This is a genomic window from Xanthomonas albilineans, from assembly GCF_002939705.1.
Lineage (GTDB): Bacteria > Pseudomonadota > Gammaproteobacteria > Xanthomonadales > Xanthomonadaceae > Xanthomonas_A > Xanthomonas_A albilineans.
On sequence record NZ_MDCB01000004.1, the window covers coordinates 42,874 to 60,402 of the forward strand.

Annotated in this window: 13 protein-coding genes; 4 read left to right on the forward strand and 9 right to left on the reverse strand. The window is 64.2% G+C overall.

The genetic code is table 11. The features are described from left to right. Nucleotides 1-6: 6 nt before the first annotated feature. From XalbCFBP2523_RS04870 to XalbCFBP2523_RS04895, 6 genes are all read right to left on the reverse strand, one after another. A complete protein-coding gene (locus XalbCFBP2523_RS04870; protein WP_012914905.1) occupies nucleotides 7-966 on the reverse strand; it encodes an alpha/beta hydrolase in 960 nt (319 codons plus the stop codon). Between the two features lie 264 nt (nucleotides 967-1,230). Then, nucleotides 1,231-2,088, reverse strand: a complete 858-nt coding sequence (locus XalbCFBP2523_RS04875; protein ID WP_012914904.1) for a PA4780 family RIO1-like protein kinase — start codon at nucleotides 2,086-2,088, stop codon at nucleotides 1,231-1,233. A 226-nt stretch (nucleotides 2,089-2,314) separates the two neighbouring features. Then, nucleotides 2,315-3,754 carry an efflux transporter outer membrane subunit gene (locus tag XalbCFBP2523_RS04880; protein ID WP_045765162.1) on the reverse strand — a complete coding sequence of 480 codons (1,440 nt, stop codon included), beginning with the start codon at nucleotides 3,752-3,754 and terminating at the stop codon, nucleotides 2,315-2,317. Next, nucleotides 3,751-6,879, reverse strand: a complete 3,129-nt coding sequence (locus tag XalbCFBP2523_RS04885) for an efflux RND transporter permease subunit (protein WP_045765161.1) — start codon at nucleotides 6,877-6,879, stop codon at nucleotides 3,751-3,753. The genes XalbCFBP2523_RS04880 and XalbCFBP2523_RS04885 overlap by 4 nt, the downstream gene beginning before the upstream one ends. A gap of 10 nt (nucleotides 6,880-6,889) precedes the next feature. After that, nucleotides 6,890-8,095, reverse strand: a complete 1,206-nt coding sequence (locus tag XalbCFBP2523_RS04890; protein WP_045765160.1) for an efflux RND transporter periplasmic adaptor subunit — start codon at nucleotides 8,093-8,095, stop codon at nucleotides 6,890-6,892. Nucleotides 8,096-8,342: 247 nt separating this feature from the next. Continuing rightward, nucleotides 8,343-9,653, reverse strand: coding sequence for an MFS transporter (locus XalbCFBP2523_RS04895; RefSeq protein WP_012914900.1), 1,311 nt, complete (start codon nucleotides 9,651-9,653; stop codon nucleotides 8,343-8,345). A gap of 265 nt (nucleotides 9,654-9,918) precedes the next feature. Between XalbCFBP2523_RS04895 and XalbCFBP2523_RS04900 the strand changes: the two genes are divergently transcribed. Further along, complete coding sequence (locus tag XalbCFBP2523_RS04900; protein ID WP_012914899.1) at nucleotides 9,919-10,458, forward strand: gamma carbonic anhydrase family protein; 540 nt, start codon at nucleotides 9,919-9,921, stop codon at nucleotides 10,456-10,458. Between the two features lie 597 nt (nucleotides 10,459-11,055). On the opposite strand, the gene XalbCFBP2523_RS04910 is transcribed toward XalbCFBP2523_RS04900, so the two are convergent. Genes XalbCFBP2523_RS04910 through aceE form a run of 3 tightly spaced genes read right to left on the reverse strand, consistent with a single transcriptional unit; the run spans nucleotide 11,056 to nucleotide 14,281 of the window. After that, on the reverse strand, nucleotides 11,056-11,268 hold the full coding sequence (locus XalbCFBP2523_RS04910; protein WP_045765159.1) for a type II toxin-antitoxin system HicB family antitoxin: 213 nt from the start codon (nucleotides 11,266-11,268) through the stop codon (nucleotides 11,056-11,058). Then, the gene (locus XalbCFBP2523_RS04915) at nucleotides 11,187-11,546 is read right to left on the reverse strand and encodes a type II toxin-antitoxin system HicA family toxin (RefSeq protein WP_230599236.1); all 360 of its coding nucleotides are present in this window, start codon (nucleotides 11,544-11,546) and stop codon (nucleotides 11,187-11,189) included. Before XalbCFBP2523_RS04915 ends, XalbCFBP2523_RS04910 begins: the two co-directional genes overlap by 82 nt. 44 nt (nucleotides 11,547-11,590) lie before the next feature. After that, a complete protein-coding gene (aceE, locus tag XalbCFBP2523_RS04920; protein WP_012914896.1) occupies nucleotides 11,591-14,281 on the reverse strand; it encodes a pyruvate dehydrogenase (acetyl-transferring), homodimeric type in 2,691 nt (896 codons plus the stop codon). 193 nt (nucleotides 14,282-14,474) lie between these two features. Between aceE and XalbCFBP2523_RS04925 the strand changes: the two genes are divergently transcribed. Genes XalbCFBP2523_RS04925 through XalbCFBP2523_RS04935 form a run of 3 tightly spaced genes read left to right on the forward strand, consistent with a single transcriptional unit; the run spans nucleotide 14,475 to nucleotide 17,283 of the window. Beyond that, nucleotides 14,475-16,466 carry a SpoIIE family protein phosphatase gene (locus XalbCFBP2523_RS04925; protein ID WP_045765158.1) on the forward strand — a complete coding sequence of 664 codons (1,992 nt, stop codon included), beginning with the start codon at nucleotides 14,475-14,477 and terminating at the stop codon, nucleotides 16,464-16,466. Then, complete coding sequence (locus XalbCFBP2523_RS04930; protein ID WP_045765157.1) at nucleotides 16,463-16,903, forward strand: ATP-binding protein; 441 nt, start codon at nucleotides 16,463-16,465, stop codon at nucleotides 16,901-16,903. The genes XalbCFBP2523_RS04925 and XalbCFBP2523_RS04930 overlap by 4 nt, the downstream gene beginning before the upstream one ends. After that, entirely contained in the window at nucleotides 16,900-17,283 is a 384-nt protein-coding gene (locus tag XalbCFBP2523_RS04935; RefSeq protein WP_045765156.1) for an STAS domain-containing protein, read from the forward strand. The genes XalbCFBP2523_RS04930 and XalbCFBP2523_RS04935 overlap by 4 nt, the downstream gene beginning before the upstream one ends. Nucleotides 17,284-17,529 lie beyond the last annotated feature (246 nt).

Sequence of the window (17,529 nt, forward strand, 5' to 3'; positions counted from 1 at the left end):
GCGCGTCTACGCCTGCGCGGCGACCGGCAACAGGCGCTGACGCAGCTGCAACGCGGCCAGGTCGATGACCTCGCCCGCCGCGCGCAACACGGCACCCATACTGACGAAACCGTGGATCATGCCCGGGTACACGCGCATGGTCACCTCCACGCCCGCCTGGCGCAGCCGCTGCGCGTAGTGCAGACCTTCGTCGTACAGCGCATCGCGATCGGCCAGCACCACCAGCGCTGGCGCGACGCCGGCCACGTCCGGAGCCAGTGCCGGCGAGATGCGCCAATCCGTGGTCACCACCGGGTCCGGGAGCAATTTACTGTCGAAAAAGCGCATCGCCGCCTCGGTCAGCGGCGGAATAACCGCGTTTTGCACGCGCGAAGGAAACGGATTGTCCGGCCGTGCGTCGGTCAACGGATACACCAGCACTTGGCAGCGCAAAGAGATGCCCGCATCACGCGCGGCCAGCGCGGCACTTGCCGCCAGCGCGCCACCGATGCTGTCGCCGGCGATCGCCAGACGCTGCGGATCGGCGCCGACCTCGGCGGAATTGGCGGCCAGCCATTGCACCACCGCGATCACGTCCTCGATGCCGGCCGGGGCCGGATGTTCTGGCGCGAGCCGGTAATCCACCGCCAGCACCTGGCAGCCGGCGCGCGCCGCCAGTTGCCGGCAGATGTCGTCGTGCGAGTCGAGATCGCCGAGCACACCCCCACCGCCGTGCACATAGACGCAGGTAGGCGCCGGCAGCGACTCCACTCCAACTGGCCGGTACAGACGCAGCGGCACTGGTCCACACGGGCCCGGCGCCTGCGCCCCGCGCACCTCGGCCATCTCCAAAGGCGGAAAGCCGAACTGCGACCCTAATGCAGAAAACTTCGCGCGCGCGGCGGGCAACGGCAATTGCTCTATCGGCGGTTGCCCGGACTGTTTCATCTGATCGAAAAAACGAACGACATCTGGATCGAAGTACATCGTTGACCCTCCCCGACGGCTGCGGAAACTGTTGCATCAAGATTGTTATTTTCAATAACCATTTTCGCAAATAAACGCAATCGCAGTGCGAGGCATGGATCGCGCCGCGATCATGCGACCAGCACCGATGACACCCTGCGATGGGCGCCAAGCGCAGGCACGACAAGGCAATACACGCCACTTCGCCTAGCCAGGTCATAGTGAAGCCGCCGCGTCACCGCATTGCGCCGCAACATGGGCGTGCGCGAAGATGCGCGCCGCGGATCAGTCGTCGCTGGCGGCGGCTTCACGGCCCTGTTGACGGATAAGCGCTTCCTGGCGTGCATCCTCGATCGAGGCACGCACCGCACGCACGTCGGCACGGCGGGTGTCGAACGCGAAACGACCGCTGAGCGGGCTATCCGGGAGCAGCGCGCCCTTCTCGTAGAGCGCCCACATCTCTTCGCCGTAATGGGTGACGTTGAGGTCGGGGGCGAAGCGACCCAGGCAGTCGCGCAGGTTGTGCACGTCGCGCAACAGCATGGCACGCGCAGCGTTATTGCCGGCAGCGCTGACCACCTGCGGAAAATCGATCACCACCGGGCCATCGGCGGCGACCAGCACGTTGTATTCGGACAGATCGCCATGGATCAGGCCCAGGCACAGCATCTTGGCCACATCGCCGATCAGCCGGGCGTGGAAGGCGCGTGCTTGCTCCGGCAGCAATTCCACTTCGCTCAGCCGCGGCGCGCTCTGCCCCTCGGCATCGGTGACCAGTTCCATCAACAACACACCGTGGAAGTAGCCACGCGGCTGCGGCACATGCACGCCAGCATCCACCAGTTGATACAACGTATTGGCCTCGGTGTCCTTCCACGCGGCCTCCTGTTCGCGACGACCGAACTTGGTGGCCTTGCCCATCGCCCGCGACTGACGGCTGCCGCGTACCTTGCGTCCCTCCTGATACTGCACCCGCGCCTGGAAACTGCGCTGGGCCATGTCCTTGTAGACCTTGGCGCACAGCACGTCGTCGCCAGCCTGGACCACGTAGACTGCCGCCTCCTTGCCACTCTTGAGCGGACGCAGCACGCCATCGATAACGCCGTCATCGATCAGCGGTTGCAGGCCCGGGGGAATCTTCATCGGTTGCAGGACCACCATGCGTGGGGAAATGCGATTATGGCCTAAGCCTGCCACAGTACCGAGACGCATATACCACTGCAGCACAGCGCCGACCGCGAACGATGCGCCAATGACCTTCTGCGCGGCGCATCGCGGGCGATGTCGCAGCACCGCCCGCGTTGGCACGGATACCAGCGTCCCGCACAGGCGGGCACTGACGCCAATCGTAACCGTGCCCAACCAACCGTCAGGGTGTACCAACCTGGGCGTCGGCACCACCACCCAACACCTGGTACAGCGTCACCCGATTGCTGGCATCCTGCAAACGCAGTGCGATCAACGCCTGCTGCGCAGCGAACAGCGAGCGCTGTGCATCCAGCACCGCCAGGTGACCATCCAGGCCAGCACGGTAGCGCGCGTCGGCCAGCGTGTAGCTGCGTTGACTGGCGTCGACCAACGCCTGCTGCGCGGTGAGTTGCGCTTCCATATGATCCTTCGCAGCCAGGGCATCGGCGACTTCGGCGAAAGCGGACTGAATCGCCTTCTCGTACTGCGCCACCGCGATGTCCTTGCCGATCTTGGAAGCGTCGAGCGACGCCTTCAACGCACCGCCATGGAAGATCGGCGCGGTGATGCTGGGCACGAACGACCAGGTGCGGGCGCCGGCCGAGAACAACGTGGACAAGGCATCGCTACTGCGGCCGGTGGACGCGGTGAGGCTCAGCGACGGAAAGAACGCCGCGCGGGCCGCGCCGATGTCGGCATTAGCCGCCTGCAAACTGTGCTCGGCGGCAAGCACATCCGGACGTTTCAGCAGCACCGACGAGGACAGGTGCGCTGGCACCGGTGCCAGCGCAACGCTGCGATCGATCGCCTGCGCGCTCGGCAATAACGCCGCGTCCACGGGAGCACCCACCAGCAACTGCAAGGCATCGCGCGCCTGCGCCAACTGCGTGGCGGCGCTGGCGGCACTCACCCGCGCGGCTTCGACACTGGTCTGCTGTTGGGCCAAGTCCAGCGCCGACACGGTACCGACGCTGTGCTGGCGTTCGGTCAATTGCAACGTCTGCGCCTGGCTGTCCAGGGTCTGCTGCGCGAGCGCGAGTTGCGCCTGATCGGCGGCGACCGTCAGCCATGCCGCGGCAACCTGCGCAATCAGGCTCAGACGCACGCTGCGCTGGGTTTGCGCACTGGCCAGCCAGTTCTGCAACGCCTCCTGCTTGAGGCTGCGCAATTGCCCGAACAAATCCAACTGCCAACTGCTGAGACCAACCTGCAACGTATCGCTGACATTGATCTGCGAAACACCCGTACCGCTGCTGGCGGCGCTGACTCGCTCGCGGTCATGGCTGGCGCTGGCATCCAGCGACGGCAACTGCGCGGCGCGCTGGATGCGGTACTGCGCGCGCGCCTTGTCGATCGAGAGCATCGCCACGCGCAGGTCGCGGTTGTTTTGCAACGCAAGCGCGATGGTCTGGCGCAAGCGCGGATCCAGAAACACCGCCTGCCAGTCCGGCATCGCCAGCGTATCGGCGGGCTGGCCCGCAGCGTGCGCGGCGCTTGCATCGGCAGCGGCAAGATTCGCAGGCACCGGCGCCGCCGGGCGCACGTAGTGCGGCGCCAGGGTGCAACCGGCCAACGCCAGTAACGTGGCGGCAGCCACGCTCGCACGGCAGAGCGCGCTCATGACCCCACCTCCTCGCTCGCCACCCTGCGCTCGGGGAACAGGCGGCGCACGATCACATAGAACAACGGGACGAAGAACAGGCCCAGAGTGATCGAGGCCAACGTACCGCCAGTGACACCGGTGCCCAGCGAGTGACGCGCGGCCGAGCCGGCACCGTGACTGAACATCAGCGGCAGCACGCCAAGCAGGAACGCCAGCGAGGTCATCAGAATCGGCCGCAAGCGCATCTGCACCGCGTGCAGAGTCGCGGCCAGCAGGCTTTCACCGCGATGTTCCAGATCGCGGGCGAACTCGACGATGAGGATGCCGTTTTTGGCCGACAAACCAACCGTCGTGAGCAGGCCCACCTGAAAGTAGACATCGTTCTCCAGGCCCCGCAGGGTCATCAGCAGCACTGCGCCAAAAATGCCTACCGGCACCGCAAGCATCACCGCGAACGGGATCGACCAACTTTCGTACAACCCCGCCAGGCACAGGAACACGAACAACAGCGAAATCGCGTACAGCGCCGGTGCCTGGTTGGCAGACAACTTCTCTTGATAGGCCATATCAGACCAGGCATAGCCAAAGCCATGCGGCAGTTGCTTGCTCAACTCCGCCATCTCGTCCATCGCCGCGCCGGAGCTGACCCCCAACCTCGCCTGCCCGGTGAGTTCCATCGCCGACACGCCGTTGTAACGTTCCAGCGCCGCCGGCGCGCTGGTCCAGCGGGAGGTGGTGAAGGCGGACATCGGCACCATGTCGCCGCCGGTGTTGCGTACTGTCCAGCGCTCCACGTCCTGCGGCGCCATGCGTGTATGCGCGTCGCCCTGCACGTAGACCTTCTTGATGCGGCCCTTGTAGATGAAGTTGTTGACGAAGTCGCCACCGAGCGCACTGTTGAGCGTGGCATTGATGTCGCCCGGATCCACGCCCAGCGCCTGCGCCTTGTTGTCGTCGATCTTGACCGCATACACCGGCGCATCCTCCAGGCTGGCGTAGCGCACATTCATCAACTTGGGATCATCCGCAGCCAGGCGCAGCAGCTTGTCGCGCGCGGCCAACAGGGCAGCGTGGCCAGCGCCTTCGTAGTCCATCAACTCGAAGGTGAAACCGGAAGCGTCGCCGAGGCCGGTGATCGCCGGCGGCGAGGTCACGAACAGATCCGCATCGGGCACGTCGGCCAAGGCCTTTTTGAGGCGTTCGGCAATGGTCGCGGCATCGTCGTCGCGGTCGTCCCAATCCTTCAGGCGCACGAAGGCCATGCCGACGTTCTGGCCGGAGCCGGTGACGCTGAAGCCGGCGGAAGACAGTACCGAGCGGACTCCAGGATCCTTCATCGCAACCTGGGTCAGCCGGTCTGCCACCATTTGGGTCTGCTCCAGGGTGGAACCCGCCGGCAGCTTGACCAGCACGTTGAGCATGCCCTCGTCCTCGTCGGGCAGAAAGGCGCCAGGCAAACGCCACAGCAGCACACCGGTGACGACCAACAGCAACGCGTAGGCGAGCAAACCCAGCGCACGCTGTCCAAGCACGCGCTCGACCACCGCGCGGTAGCGCTCGGACATATGACGAAAGCGCGTGTTGAACCAGACAAAGAACCAGCCAAGACGACCGTGCGAACCGATCGGTGCTTCGCCCTGGTGCAGCGGTTTGAGGATGGTCACGCACAGCGCCGGGGTCAGGGTCATCGCCACCAACACCGACAGGATCATCGAGGCGGCGATGGTGATCGAGAACTGCCGGTAGATCACCCCGGTGACGCCGTTGAAGAAGGCCATCGGCACGAACACCGCCGTCAGTACCAGCACGATGCCGATCAACGCGCCGCCGATTTGTTGCATCGAGCGCAGGGTCGCTTCTTTCGGTGACAGCCCTTCCTGGCCCATGACCCGCTCCACGTTCTCCACAACCACGATCGCATCGTCCACCAGCAGGCCGATCGCCAACACCATCGCGAACATGGTCAACGTGTTGATCGAGTAGCCGAACGCGGCGAGTACGCCAAAGGTACCCATCAGCACCACCGGTACCGCGATGGTCGGGATCAGCGTGGCGCGCCAGTTCTGTAGGAACAGATACATCACCGCCACGACCAGCAGCACCGCCTCGATCAGGGTGATGACCACTTCCTTGATCGAGGTGATGACGAACGGGGTACTGCTGAAAGCGACATGGTAGTTGTAGCCATGCGGCCAGTACTGTTTGAGTTCGCCCAGGCGCTTTTCGATCGCCTTGGACACCTCGACCGCGTTGGCGTCGGAGTTGAGCTCGATACCCAGCGACGCCGAGGGTTTGCCGTTGAAGCGGGAAAGGGTGCCGTAGGTTTCCGGACCCAGGCCGATCCTGGCCACGTCGGATAAGTGCACGGCGGCACCGTCGGGATCGCTCTTGAGCACGATCGCGCCGAACTGCGCCGGCGTCTGCAAGCGGCTGCGGGTGGTCACGGTCGCATCCAGGCGCTGCCCCCGCAGCGACGGCTGGCCGCCGAGCTCGCCCGCCGACACGTCGGTATTCTGCGATTGCAGCGCGTTCTCCACATCCGATGGCATCAACGCGTACTTACGCAGCTTTTCCGGGTCCAGCCAGATGCGCATGGCGTACTCCGAACCAATCGGCTGGATATTGCCCACGCCGCTGATGCGGCTGATCTGGTCGTCGATGCGCGACTCCATGTAATTGGCGACATCGAAACTGTCCATGCTGCCGTCGTCGGAGGTGAACGCCACCACTTCGAACAGCGAACCGCTGGACTTGGTGATGATCAAGCCGTTCTGCTGCACCGCCTGCGGCAGGATCGACATCACCGACTGCAACTGGTTCTGCACCTGCACCTGGGCGGTGTCGGGGTTGGTCCCGGTCTGGAACACCAGATTGACCTGCGCAGTGCCGTCCGAAGCACTGGTGGAGGTCATGTACAGCAGATGATCCAGGCTTTGCTGCGACTGCTCGATCAACTGAGTGACGGTGTTTTCCACGGTCTGCGCCGAGGCACCGTTGTAGGTGGCGCGCACGGTGATGGTCGGCGGGGCCATCTGCGGATAGCGTTCGACCGGCAACGCATGGATGGCCAGCATGCCGATCAGGACGATCACGATGGCCATGACCCAGGCCACCATCGGGTGCTTGACGAAGAAGCGCGACATGCGGAAGTCCTCAGTCGGCCTGGGCGGCGCCAGGCACCGTTGGCGCGGCGTCGAGTTCGGCGGCGCTGACCGGATATGGCGTCACCGTCTTGCCGATCTCGGCGCGGCTGCCGTTCACCACGATGAGCCGCTCGCCCGGCTTGAGTCCGTCCTCCACCACCCAATCGTGGCCCAGCGCGTCGCCAGTGCGAATGTGGCGTTCCACCACCCGGTTATGCGCGTCGAGCAGCTTGACCAGCGGCTCGCCCTTGCTGTCGCGCGTGACCGCCTGCTGCGGCACCAAGATTGCGCCCTGATTGGTGGCCATCGGCAGCACCGCGCGTAGATACATGCCTGGCAAAAGCAGATGTTCCGGATTGGGGACCACCGCACGCAGGGTAACGTTGCCGGTACCGGCGTTGACCTGGGTACCGACGAACTCCAACGTACCCGCATGCGGATACGTACTGCCGTCCTCCAAGCGCACCTGCACCTGTGCCTTGCCGTCGATGGCGCGGATGCGTCCAGCGTCGAGCTGGCGGCGCAGCGCCAGGATCTGCGTACTGGACTGAGTAACGTCCAGATAGATCGGGTCCAGTCGCTGGATCGTGGTCAGCGCGGCATCCTGCGCGGCGGTGAGCAGCGCGCCGACGGTATAGGCCGAGGCGCCGATGCGGCCAGAAATGGGCGCGGTGATCCGGGTGTAATCCAAATTGATGCGCGCCGCCTGCAACCCCGCCTTGGCCGCGATCACCGCCGCCTCGTCCTGGCGCAGCGCGGAAATCGCATCGTCGGCGTCCTGTTTGCTGGCCGCGTCCATCCCGACCAGGGTGCGGTAACGCTCGGCCTTGGGTCGCGCACTGGCCAGCGCCGCCTCGGCCTGAACCAGATTGCCACGGGCGATGTCGTAGGCGGCCTGATAGGGCGCCGGGTCGATCTGGTACAGCGGCTGCCCGGCCTTGACCTCCTGGCCCTCCACGAAGAGTCGCTGGCGCAGCAGCCCGCCGACCTGCGGCCGCACATCCGCCGTCTCGTAAGCCACCGTGCGCCCGGGCAGAGTGCGCTCTACCGGAAGCGCATGGGCGCTCAAGGTCATCACCCCGACCCGCGACAGCGACACAGCGGACGGCTTATCGCCAGAGCAGCCACCGACGCCGACGACCAGGGACGACAGGACGACCAACGGCAACAGAGCACAACAGGAGAGGCGACGGAGCCCCGGAACGACGTCGTACATGGGCGATGATACGGCTGTGATGAAACTGTCAACGATACTCCACTCATGTGTCGCACTGCACCATCGGCAACACGAACGTGTTGTACAGCCTTCACAAATGCGGGAGAAACGTCGGAAAAACCTGCCTCTGGCCCACCGCAAATAACGGTGGATTTATGTCAGCGAACGTAAATTTCGATAATGGAGCATTTTCCCGTTAGCTGCCGCCATCGACGTGGACGCGCGTGCCAACCGTAGCGTAGACGGTTCAGCGTGCACGCAACGCCAGCAAGGCCGCGGCCGCCAGCAGTAAAGGCAGCGTAAAGATCATGTACAGCCGCGACGGCTCCCACCCCGCATCGATCAACAAGCCCACCGTCGGCGGCGACAGGATCGCGCCGAGGCGGCCGATCCCGATGGCCCACCCCAGGCCGGTGCCGCGGATCCACGCATCGAATACCACCGGTGCGGTCGCGTACAGTCCGGACATCGCCGCGAACACGGCCGCACCGATGAACAGTGCAATCGCGAAGGCCGCCGCCAGTTGGGTGCTGTAACCGGCAAAAACCAGCATCGCCAGCGCCGCCAGCAGGAACATCCCCAAGGTCAACCAGCGCAAGGACCAGCGCACTGCCAGCCAACCGAACACACCGCCGCCGACAATCCCCCCCAGGTTGAGCAAGGTCCCGCCCGTGATCCCCTGCTGCACCGACATCCCGGCGGCGACCAATAACTTGGGTGTCCAGCTCAGCACGAAATAGAACGCGAACATGTGCAAGAAGAACGCCAGTGCGAGCAACAGCGAACGGCGACGCATCGCACCGACGAACAGCACGGCATAGCCCTGGCGTGGAACGGCATCGCGCCGCGGCAACGCGGGCAATTCCGATAATGGCGCCTGCCGCATGCGCAGCAACGTCGCGTTGAGCTGGGCCAGCGCGTTGGGCGGGCGCCGACCAATCAGGAAATCCAGCGACTCGGGCAAGCACGCCAGCACCAGCGGCATAAACAGCAGCGAACACCCCGCGCCGAACAAAAATACCGCATGCCAGTGCAAGTGCCAGTGTTCGAGGATCAAGTCGGCGATCACGCCACCGAATGCGGCACCGATCGGATAGCCGGTGGTCTGCAACACCACCGCCGTGCTGCGCCACTTGGCGCTGGCGTATTCGGCGGTGATCGCCCCCACGCCGGGAAACATGCCGCCGATGCCCAGGCCGGTGAACACCCGCAAGACCCAAAGCTGCTGCACATTCTGCGCCATCGCCGAGGCTCCCATGCCCACGGTGAGAATCGCCAGGCAACCCAGGATCAGGCGCCGCCGCCCCCAACGATCGGCCAACGGCGCCAAGCACAACGAGCCCACCGCCATACCGATCAAACCGGCACTGAGCAAGCCTCCCAGGAGCTTGCCGGATAACTGCCACTCGTCGGACACATGCGATGCGGTGAATGCCATCACCATCACATCGAAGCCATCGAGCATGGTCAACAACACGCAAATCCCGATGGCCATCCATTGGAAGCCGCCCATGCGGTCCTGCACGAGGGAGCCTGGTACAGCGGCAGCATGCGGCATGACGAAATTCCTACAGGGAAAATGGCGGAAAGACAGCAGCCGGACGCTACCGCGCTTGCCTGACCCGATGCAATGTACTGCGTTGCATTTAACATTGACGTATCGCGTGACCCAACCCGATGCGCAAAAAGACCGAGCATGCCCAAGGCCCGCATCGCGACGATGGCACCGGCATCCGCGCGCCCTGCGCGGCGGCGGCTGGGTTGGCACGCAGGCTATCATCGTCCGCCACTCCGGCCATTGGCCGCCATCGTCGCAGACCGCCATGCCCCCGATCCGCCCATTCCTCGATAAGACCCCTCAACTCGGCGACCGCGTCTACCTGGACCCGGCCTGCACTATCATCGGCGACGTGGTGCTGGAGGAGGACGTGTCGGTGTGGCCAGGCACAGTGATCCGCGGCGACGTCAACCATGTGCGCATCGGCGCACGCAGCAATCTCCAAGACGGCACCATCGTGCACGTCAGCCACCACAGCCCATACAACAAGGCCGGCTACCCCACGGTGATCGGCGCGGACGTGACCGTCGGCCACGGCACCATTTTGCACGCCTGCACCATCGAAGATCTGTGCCTGATCGGCATGGGCGCATGCATCCTCGACGGCGCCACCGTCAGGAAATACGGATTTGTCGGCGCTGGCGCGGTGGTCGGCCCGGGCAAGACCGTGGGCGAGCGCGAGCTGTGGCTGGGCAACCCCGCGCGGCCGGCGCGCCTGCTCAGCGACAAGGAAATCGAGAGCCTGCACTATTCCGCGCAGCACTACGTGCGGCTGAAGGACCAGTACATCGGCGTTAACGACTAGCCTGCTGCACGCGATTGCATGTCAGGTGGCAACTGACGACCCGCTTCGCGTTCGCTCATCGCCTGCAACAGCTTGTGCTTGAACCGCCAGACGACTGGGTGTAGCTCACACCCATCTGCCGCATCAGCTTCAATGCCGACAGATTCGTCATGCTCTAGCCCCGGCTGCAACCTCCTCTCGGAGCGGCTTCGGCACCGGCATCCCCTATTCGCAGTGCTTGGGAACTGGCTTGACATCCACCGGAGTGGTCTGCCCATCCGCGCCTACGCGATTGACAGCTAACACCTCCTATTTTTTCGCTAAAAATCCATTGAATTTTAAAGCCGCTGATATCGAGAGGCTGACTTGTTCACCCCACTAAGAAGGACGATCTAATTAATCGCTGTGCGGGCCATGTAAACTTTTGATTTCCTGCGCAACACCAAAAACAAGGTGAAGTTAATCTGAGACTTACTAAACCTTTTCCCGATTTCAAACGGAATCGACCACGAACTTTTGTATCCATCGCTGTCAGAGATGGCAAGACTTTCACACATGATCTTACGAAGCATCGCTCAGCACATCTTAAAGCGAGGGAAAACCTGATCTTCCTCCTTATCACACCGCCACATCCACATATTCCACCCGACTCGACGGCAACGGAATCACTTCGCCATCCTCGCGCATGCCGGCTAAATGCAACCCGATTGCTTCGCGAATCAAACCTTCCACCTCCGCGATCGTCGCTCCTATCGCGACACACCCCGGCAAATCCGGCACGTAAGCAGAGTCGTTGTTACCGGCTTGCTCGATGACAATGGCGTAGCGCATGGCGATTCCCTCTTCAGGCCGGCCTGCTTCAGGATGCTGTTCAACGTGCAGGGAGCCACATCATCGCTCGGCTTGCCGGCCACTGCCACGCGGCCCGGGTAGACGGGGTGCTTGAACTGGCGATGGCTGCCAATCTGGCCAACTTGCTGCCAGCCTGCGTGCTTGAGGTGTTGCCGCGTTGCCGCACTCGCGGATGTTCGGGGGCATGTTCGCGGTCCTTGCGAATGCGCAGCCAGCCAGCGGAAGAGCGCCCCCTTCCATTTCAGCCCCCCTCTCACGCCTGGGCAGGAGAGGGGCAATACGTTATTGCATCGGGGGTTGGTCAAACCCCAACCGGATTCGCCTTCTCCGGATCGATCTTGTACTGCTTGATCGCCTTCGCCACGTCCTTGCCGGTCATCTTGCCTTCCTTCGCCAACGCGGCGATGGCGGCGTGGGCGATGTAGTAACGGTCCACCTCGAAGAAGCGGCGCAGGTTGGTGCGGGTATCGCTGCGGCCGAAGCCGTCGGTGCCCAACACCGTGTAGCCCATCGGCACGAAGGCGCGGATCTGGTCGGCAAAGCCGCGTACGTAGTCGGTGGCGGCGATGGCTGGACCTTGGCGGCCTTCCAGCAGCTCGGTGACGTAGGGCTTGCGCTGCGTGGCTTCCGGATGCAGGCGGTTCCAACGCTCGACGTCGAAACCGTCGCGGCGCAGTTCGTTGAAGCTGGGGCAGGACCAGATGTCGGCAGTGACGCCGAAGTCCTTTTCCAATAGCTCAGCGGCGGCGATGGCTTCGCGCAGGATGGTGCCCGAGCCCAACAGTTGCACGCGCAGTTCGCCCTTCTTGAGCTTGCCGGCATCCTTGAGCAGGTACATGCCCTTGATGATGCCGTGCTCCGCGCCCGCCGGCATGTCCGGGTGGGCGTAGTTCTCGTTCATCAGGGTGATGTAGTAGTACTCGTCCACCTGCTCCTGCATCATCCGCTGGATGCCGTACTGCATGACCACGGTGACCTCGAAGCCGAAGGTCGGGTCGTAGCTGCGCACGTTGGGAATGCCGCCGGCGACGATCTGGCTGAAGCCGTCTTCGTGTTGCAGACCTTCACCGTTGAGCGTGGTGCGACCAGCGGTACCGCCGAGCAGGAAGCCGCGGGTGCGCATGTCCGCCGCCTGCCAAGCGATATCGCCCACGCGCTGGAAGCCGAACATGGAGTAATAAATGTAGAACGGCAGCATCGGCACGTCGCTGACCGAGTAACTGGTGCCGGCGGCCATCCACGAGGAGATCGCGCCCGGCTCGCTGATGCCTTGTTGCAGCACCTGGCCGGACTGATCTTCGCGGTAGAACATCAACTGATCCGCGTCCACCGGCTTGTACTTCTGGCCGAACGGGGCGTAGATGCCGATCTGCCGGAACATGCCTTCCATGCCGAAGGTGCGCGCTTCGTCGGCCACGATCGGCACGATGCGCGGGCCCAGTTCCTTGTCGCGCAGGGCGATGTTGAGGCTCTGCACGAAGGCCATGGTGGTGGAGTAGGTGCGCTCGCCGCTGTCCTTAAGCAAGCGCTCGAACTTGTCCAGGCCCGGTGCGGGGATGGACAGGCTGGCCTTGCGACGACGCTGCGGCAGGTAGCCGCCGAGCGCGGCGCGGCGCTGCTGCAGATACTGCACTTCCGGCGAATCCGGGCCGGGGTGGTAGAACGGCACCTGCTCGGCGTCGGCCAGTTGTTTGTCGCTGAGCGGGATATTGAAGCGGTCGCGGAACGCACGCACGGCGTCGTCGTCCAGCTTCTTGGTCTGGTGGGTCGGGTTCAGCGCCTCGCCGGCCGAGCCCATGCCGTAGCCCTTGACCGTCTTGGCCAGGATCACGGTGGGCATGCCCTGGGTGTTCACCGCCTGGTGGTAGGCGGCGTAGACCTTGTGCGGATCGTGGCCGCCGCGGTTCAAGCGCCAGATGTCCTCGTCGGACAGGCCGGCGACCATGGCTGCGGTCTCAGGGTATTTACCGAAGAAATTGGCGCGGGTGTACGCGCCGCCGAAGGCCTTGCAGTTCTGGTATTCGCCATCAACGGTTTCCATCATCAGCTTGCGCAGCACACCGTTGCTGTCCTTGGCCAGCAGGGCGTCCCAGTAACCGCCCCACAGGAGTTTGATGACGTTCCAGCCACCGCCACGGAACACGCCTTCCAACTCCTGGATGATCTTGCCGTTGCCGCGCACCGGGCCGTCCAGGCGTTGCAGATTGCAATTGACCACGAAGATGAGGTTGTCCAGGCCTTCGCGGCCGGCCAGGGCGATGGCGCCCAGGGTCTCGGGTTCGTCGCTCTCGCCGTCGCCGATGAAGCACCACACCTTGCGGTCGGATTTTTCGATCAGGCCGCGGTGTTCCAGGTACTTCATGAACTGCGCCTGGTAGATGGCGCTGAGCGGGCCCAGGCCCATCGACACGGTGGGGGTTTGCCAGAAGTCTGGCATCAGCCACGGGTGCGGATAGGAGGAAATGCCCTGCCCGCCCACTTCCATGCGGAAATTGTTGAGCTGGTCTTCGCTGATGCGGCCTTCGAGGAAGGCGCGGGAATAGATGCCCGGGGAGCTATGGCCCTGGATATAGAGCAGGTCGCCAGGATGCTGCTCCGAGGGCGCGCGCCAGAAGTGGTTGAAGCCCACGTCGTACAGGGTGGCGCTGGAGGCGAAGGACGCGATGTGACCGCCAAGGTCGCCCGGCTTGCGGTTGGCGCGCACCACAGTGGCCATTGCGTTCCAGCGGATGATCGAGCGGATCTTCCACTCGATGGCCGCATCGCCTGGGCTCTTGGCCTCGTTGGCGGGAGAAATGGTGTTGACGTACTCGGTGGTCGGCGAGAACGGCAGATAGGCGCCGGAGCGTCGGGTCAGTTCGACCATGTCCTCCAGCAACTGATGCGCGCGCTCGGGGCCTGCGATATCGATGACGGCCTTGAGCGATTCGATCCACTCCTGGGTTTCAGTGGGATTCGGATCGTTCTGCAGCACCTCGTTCAACCAATTCATAACGCTCCCGTAGGTCGCACGCACGCGCGCGATGGCTGTGTTCTCTTGAAGCTTGCAAGTGTAGCGCAACCGCCCGCCTGGGCCTCGTACGCCAGCGTATGGATGGGGCGCGCTGTCGCATTGAGCCTGGGACACGCGCCGGGCCAAACACGCCGGACGGAGGCGGCTGCGCTTATGATCGGGCCCCCGGCCCCTGCGGAGTGCCGCCATCGCCGCCTCATCGTCAACCCAGGACGCCTTTGCGGTCGCCTGGCGGCACAGCTTGCGCACGCGGCTATTGCTGTGGGTCAGCCTGCTACAGGCGGCATTGCTGGTCGGCCTGACCCTGCTGTTCTACCTGGGCGCGCGGCACGTGGTGGTGCGTAACGCGCGCGAGGAAGTGGCCAGGCTGACCCAGCAGACCGCGCGCAGCCTGGAGGCCACACTCGGTTCGGTGCAGGTGAGCGGGCGCACGCTGGCCGCGGCCGCGGCCGGCGTGGGGCGCCAACCATTCAACCTGCGCAGCCTGTTGCAGGCCACCTTACAGGGCGACCCGGACATCGCCGGCACCATGTTGGTGATCGAGCCGGGCACCCTGAAGAGCGACGACCGCGGCTTCGCCTGGCGCCTGCAGCGCACGCGCGACCACGTGCTGGAACAACCCGTCACGGCACTAGACCTGGACGACCAACGCATGTCGTGGTATCGGCGCACGCTGGCGGCAACGGCACCTTGGTGGTCCGAACCATACAGAGATGTCTCGGCTGGCAGCGCATTCCTCACCAGCTACAACCTGCCACTGCGCCTGCCCGGCGATGGTCCGCAAGCGCGGGCGATCGGCATGGTCCGTGTGGACGTGCCGTTGCAGCGGCTGCGGACCATCGTCGCCAAACTGCCGACTAAGGCCGGACTGCAACCGATGCTGCTGTCGCCGGATGGGCTGTTCGTGCTGCACCCGGACCCGACACTGCATTTTCACCGCGCCCTGGAAGCGCAGGTGGCGCGCGTCCGGCCGGACCTGTCGCCGCTGGCGGCGGCGGTGCAGACGCGCACACCGGTCCGCTTCGTCCACACCGCGCCCGACGGCGAGCGCTATCTGACCGAAAGCGCGGTGGTCGGCGACACCGGCTGGACCTTCGCATTGAGCGTATCCGAGCGCTACATCCTGGCCGGGCTCAACCGCATCGTCATGTGGGGCGGACTGGTCAGTGCCACCGCGTTGGCACTGTGGCTGTGGCTGCTGCACCGCTATACCGCGCGGCTGGCAGGGCCGCTGGAGGACCTGACCGACTCGGCGGTGCATTTGAGCCAGGGCGCGTTCGACTACCCGCTGCACCACATCGAACGGCAGGACGAGGTGGGGGTGATGGCGCGCGCCTTCGACAGCGCGCGCACCTCGATCAAACAGCAATTGGAGGAAATCGCCACACTGGCGCAAGCACGGCAGCGCATGCAGAGCGAGCTGTCGATCGCGCGCGAGATCCAACACGCCATGCTACCGGCCGCACGCACTTTCGACAGCGCACACAAACATCTGGAAACCTATGCGCTGCTGGAACCGGCGACGATGGTCGGCGGGGATTTTTACCAGTTCGTAGAGACCGAACCGGGGCTGCTGTGGTTCGTGGTCGGCGACGTCTCCGACAAGGGCGTGCCGGCGGCGCTGTTCATGGCCCGGGCGATCACGGTGCTGGAAGTGGCCGCACGCCGGCACACGCGGCCGGACGCGATCCTGATCGCAGCATCGCAGCGGCTGGTGGAAGGCAACGAACCATGTATGTTCGCCACCGTGCTGTGCGGCCTGATCAACGTGCATAGCGGCGACTACTGGCTGGCCAGTGCTGGCCACGAGCCGCCGCTGCTGCTCGACGCCGACGGTCATGCGCAGATGCTGTCGTTGGAATCGGGCCCGCCACTGGGGCTGGAGCCACAATCGCACTACCCGGTGCTACAGGGGCGGCTGGCCACCGGTGCCACACTGCTGAGCTACACCGACGGCATCACCGAAGCGATGGACGCACACAACCGGCCTTATGGCGAGGCGCGGCTGCTGGCCGCGCTGCAACCCGGTGCCGATGCGCAAGCGCAGTGCCTAGCGGTACTGACCGATGTGCAGGCGTTCACCGAACCTGCGGCACAGTCCGACGACATCACCCTACTGGCGATTCGGCTACACCACGGCTCGGCCGCGGAGACGACCGCATGAAACAACGGCTATACATGGCACCGGCACTGGACACGCTGGCGCAACTGACCGACACCCTGGAAACCGCGCTGCTACACCACGGCGTGCGCACCGATCACGTGCAACGCGCCCGGCTGATCGTCGAAGAACTGGCCTGCAACACACTCGAACATGGCCACCTGCGCCGCGAGCAGACGCCGATGGAGCTGATTCTGGAACTGGAACGCGCCACGCTGGTGTTGGAATTCCACGACAGCGGCCCCGCCTTCGACCCGCGCAGCGCACCGATACCAGACCTGGACGCGAACATCGTCGAGCGCCCGATCGGTGGGCTGGGCCTGCACCTGGTCAAGCAACTGGCCGACCGCATCGACTACCACCACGACGCTGGCCGCAACGTCGTGCGCATCACCTTGCTGCACCCCTTCGACCCTGCTTCCCAGGAGTTTCCCGCATGACCACGTTGAGCTTGCAAATCGACCCGGCGCAGGACAAGCGCCAGCGCATCACCCTGAGCGGGCGCCTGGACACCCACACCTACCAGACCCTGGACGACGCCCTGGCGCCATTGCTGGCCACACCGATCACCACCCTGGTGCTGGACCTGTCGCAACTGGACTACATCAGCAGCGCCGGCATCCGCTCGATTTTCAAAGCGCGCAAGCTGCTGGCCGCGCGCGACGGCCAGGTGCTGGTGGTCAACCCGGCGCCGCAAATCCGCAAGGTCTTCGACTTGGTCAAGGCGGTGCCGTTGAACGAGATCTTCACCTCGATCCAAGAACTGGACGACTACCTGGACGAGATGCAACGGCGCATGGTGGAGCAGGGCGACGGCTGAGCGCGAGGGTATTGCCACGGAAAATGAGCGTCGAACGCGCTGGGCTGCATGCTCCGCCGCTTGATTAGAATGGAACTTGTGATGATGTTTAGACCACGAAATTCGGAAAAACAATATTTTTCGACCAACTCATTCCCACGCATGCAAAGAAGGCGGCTGCGCAAATGGACAAAGCATTTCACGAGATAGACCCTGCTGCATCACACTGAATCCCGACGGATCACTCAACTTCGCCAACCATCGTTT

Coding starts and splice junctions, on each gene's coding strand:
- aceE (WP_012914896.1), bottom strand. CDS start 14,281: ATGAATTGGTTGAACGAGGTGCTGCAGAACGATCCGAATCCCACTGAA.
- XalbCFBP2523_RS04890 (WP_045765160.1), bottom strand. CDS start 8,095: ATGTACGACGTCGTTCCGGGGCTCCGTCGCCTCTCCTGTTGTGCTCTG.
- XalbCFBP2523_RS04875 (WP_012914904.1), bottom strand. CDS start 2,088: ATGAAGATTCCCCCGGGCCTGCAACCGCTGATCGATGACGGCGTTATC.
- XalbCFBP2523_RS04930 (WP_045765157.1), top strand. CDS start 16,463: ATGAAACAACGGCTATACATGGCACCGGCACTGGACACGCTGGCGCAA.
- XalbCFBP2523_RS04880 (WP_045765162.1), bottom strand. CDS start 3,754: ATGAGCGCGCTCTGCCGTGCGAGCGTGGCTGCCGCCACGTTACTGGCG.
- XalbCFBP2523_RS04935 (WP_045765156.1), top strand. CDS start 16,900: ATGACCACGTTGAGCTTGCAAATCGACCCGGCGCAGGACAAGCGCCAG.
- XalbCFBP2523_RS04900 (WP_012914899.1), top strand. CDS start 9,919: ATGCCCCCGATCCGCCCATTCCTCGATAAGACCCCTCAACTCGGCGAC.
- XalbCFBP2523_RS04885 (WP_045765161.1), bottom strand. CDS start 6,879: ATGTCGCGCTTCTTCGTCAAGCACCCGATGGTGGCCTGGGTCATGGCC.
- XalbCFBP2523_RS04870 (WP_012914905.1), bottom strand. CDS start 966: ATGTACTTCGATCCAGATGTCGTTCGTTTTTTCGATCAGATGAAACAG.
- XalbCFBP2523_RS04910 (WP_045765159.1), bottom strand. CDS start 11,268: ATGCGCTACGCCATTGTCATCGAGCAAGCCGGTAACAACGACTCTGCT.
- XalbCFBP2523_RS04895 (WP_012914900.1), bottom strand. CDS start 9,653: ATGCCGCATGCTGCCGCTGTACCAGGCTCCCTCGTGCAGGACCGCATG.